The organism is Acinetobacter sp. UBA3025, from assembly GCF_002367915.1.
Taxonomy (GTDB): Bacteria; Pseudomonadota; Gammaproteobacteria; order Pseudomonadales; family Moraxellaceae; genus Acinetobacter.
The window spans coordinates 4,010-7,306 of sequence record NZ_DFDO01000272.1; the positions used below are offsets into that span (position 1 = coordinate 4,010).

The following is a 3,297-nucleotide window of genomic DNA, read 5'->3' on the forward strand; positions in this document are numbered from 1 at the left end:
ATCTACTTTCGTTCCGTTAGTATCTTCAAGTTCTGCCCATGAAATCCGTTGATCATTCAGATCGTATGTGGTACCTGCAATCGCACTTGGTAATTCTTGAGACTTACTTGAGCTGACAATACCAATCCCACCAACGCGGAAAATCGGCACCCGGCCATCAATCGGCAAACGCGTGGCAGACAGACCTAGAATTTCAGAATCCAAAGGAATATAGGTATAAGCCACAGCGTTATAGCGTACGGATGAAGCATCGACCCAGACCGGAACGTTAATATAACGGCCATCTAGCTCATCATATTCAAGCAATGAGTCATACCAGTCGTTTGCCTCAATTTCCGCTCGGTTGGCTTCGGTGATTTTGGTTTTGGTGTAGAAGTAGATCGTCACAAAGCCATTATCCCAGTTCACCTGCCCATGCGCCCGACTGGTTTCAATCACGCCATTTTCATCAGCGGTTAATGTCAGCTGACCAAATTCAGTGGTACCCACAACCACAGTTAAGGATTGTGGCCGGATCGGCATGATCGGCGTTCTAAAGCTGATCTTATTGACTAGCAACAAGTCGGTTGTGGTAGTTAAGGATTCCAGGGTAATCGTGTTATCTGTATTCGGTGTCCAGGAATCGATTTCAACGATCCCGGTACCGTATTGAATAACACCCGACTGAATCCCGCTATTATTGGCTGGATTCACATTGCGATACAGCAAGCCAGTGCGATCCAGAAAAGTATCAGCACCGACTTTGAATCGTGCTGAACCTGTCAGGATCTGCTCATCAAAGCCAGAAGATAAATCCAGTTTGAGTTTATTGGCCGTCACCATATGGGTTGCCGAGTTCGATCCTGAGGTATCACGATATTTAACGATCACATCAACAGCATTAAGGGCTTTCAGTTCAACCTGCTGACCTTGAATGTCTGATGTTTGTGGAGAATAAAAAGACATATTTTCCTCTCTAGGCAGCCGCATAGATAGCCATAGGTGTAAAGGTTTGCACAAATCTGCTCGCTGTACTTTTTGGTGTGACTTCAACTGCACCCGTCGCATAGATAATGGTGCCTTGCACTTGACCACGGCTATTCACTAAATTCCCCATGGTTGCATTCACCGGCACATCTGTCAGGGTTACAGATCCTGTAATCCCCTCATTGCTTTGAAGTGGAATTTTTAACTCAACACTATTTGGCTGAATCGCTGGTCCTGTCCCGATTGTGAACGTCATCTTTTGGTTTATAGGGGTGACATCCATTTTGGTCTGTTCAAGTGAAGTGCCGTAGTTATAGATCACTGAAAAGACTGTACCTTTCTGTGGCAACTTATTCGGAATGATTTTGCCAATCCCGGTGGCATAATTAATTTCACCGGTGGCATCACCGGTAAATTTGCCCTGGGCATTGGAGGTTGCTGTTTTCTCTTCACCTTCTAGAGCCCAGTTAATCGTGATACCCAGCAAAACACCTGGTCGACCTAAATCAAAATCAAATGCAGCTTTTTCCACGGTTAAATTTGATCTTACGAAGGTGACAATCGGTGTACCCCAGTTCAGCAGAATTGGTGTGTCTACATCTGGTAGTGCGCCAGTCGTTAATAACCATGAGCCGGTTTCATAATTGATCATGCCTGAACCAAAAGACGGACTTGAGGCTTTTAATTGCCCTGAACCATCATCTTTCAACTCATAGAACTTGCCCTGACTCATATAAGAAATCGAAAGTGCGCCTGGTGCGGGAATCGGAATTAAAACACCGGTCCAGTTGGTGCTCTGGTTATTCTGAGTCACTGGAATCGCATGACTCTGATAATACTGATTCGGTGCAGCAGCTGGCTTGAATGTGATATTCAAACTTGAGGTGCCGGCTGGTGCTGCTGCGGTCCATTGAATCAAGCCACGCTGATAATCAATCGTGCCGACTTCTGTTCCCTGGGTGTTCTTAAGCAAGCCACCCTGATCGGTGATCTGCTGGCCTTGTAATGTGAATGACACACTGGAAGGAATCACTGCTGAACCGATATACAGGTTCTGGCTGACACCAATCACCATATTCGGATAATTGACCGTGATGGTACCTTCATTACCCGCCACCAGTACCACACTTTCACCGGCGGCGTTCACATCAATGATCGGTGTTTCTGTCTGAGCTGATGGAATGAGTTGAGCAAAGATACTTTTGGCATTGACTGTAAATTCACCAACATTGGCATCAGAAGCCAGTGCTGTAGATGAATAGTACAGGCCGGTATCCGCAACAATGGTATCGCGGATGATGGTCTTGGATTTCTCACCGTTGTACCACTGGCGTGCTGAAAGGCCAACAAAATCAACTTCAAGTGCATCATTGAGTGAGTAGGTTGCAACCTTGTATTCAATTTTCTCTTTATCAATCACCATAATGGCAGTACGGGTTTCAACCTTGGTGATTCGTACGTACTGTTCACGCTCCAATACCTTGCCTTCATCACTGACCAGCACAATGGTATCGCCTACCGAAGATTCCACTTCCTGAGGAAACATAGCCACCTGCAGCGATGACATACCTTTCCAGTGCGTATCCAGTGGCGTACCAGCAATCTGCCCGCCTTTGGCCAGATAATTCTCTACCCGGTTCTGAGCCGACTGGCGTTCATCCGTCCAGTTTTTGGTACTGAAAAGCAATGCTGATACGTTTGGATCTTCTGGTAGTTCAGATACAAAAACCGTTGCACCCATTAATAGATCAGTGTCTTCAGTGGTAACTGCCGGAAAGACCTTACGCATGGACACATCACCCATGGTTCGATCCATTTCCGATACGTCATTGAACAGGTTATTGCTGATACCATCCTGAACTACTACGCCAGAATATTTACCACCGCCATCCGAGTTATCGGTCAAGCGTTCAGACTTGTAGATTACTAAATCTTTGGTTTCAATCGCCATCGTTTAACTCCGTAAAGCGTAAGGTCACGTTGTAATAATCATCCATTGATACCGCTGGAATCCCTTTCACCGGTGTAGCCTCTAAAGCTCCATCCTGGTGGTTAAATTTGACTATGAATTCTCGGTTGTCATGAGGCTGCTCAAACTTCAGTTTGAAATTCTCTTCCTGCAGTTTTGACCATTCCAAAACAGTCCGCAGTTCACGTAGCTTGATCCAGCCCATTTCTTGATCTGCCGGTTGCAAGGTAATTGGTCGACCAGACTTCTTTTTGCCTTCCTGAATATGCAAAGTGCCATCCATGGCATAGGATTGAGTCTGCTCAATGGCTTTCCATGAGAATTCATCAGACCATAAAAAACCGTCCTCTAATGAGACGGTT

At 45.8% G+C, this 3,297-nt stretch carries 2 protein-coding genes and 1 pseudogene; all 3 read right to left on the reverse strand.

Annotated elements, in window-relative coordinates; all coding sequences use genetic code 11:
• Positions 1-945 (reverse strand): annotated as a pseudogene (locus B4J23_RS11450) (hypothetical protein); the annotation flags it as partial.
• Between the two features lie 10 nt (positions 946-955).
• Positions 956-2,917 (reverse strand): hypothetical protein, encoded by a 1,962-nt coding sequence (locus B4J23_RS11455; RefSeq protein WP_291360720.1) that lies wholly within the window; start codon positions 2,915-2,917, stop codon positions 956-958.
• Positions 2,907-3,297, reverse strand: a 391-nt coding sequence (locus B4J23_RS11460; RefSeq protein WP_291360722.1) for a hypothetical protein, incomplete at its 5' end; no start/stop codon positions are given. The genes B4J23_RS11460 and B4J23_RS11455, both read right to left, overlap by 11 nt.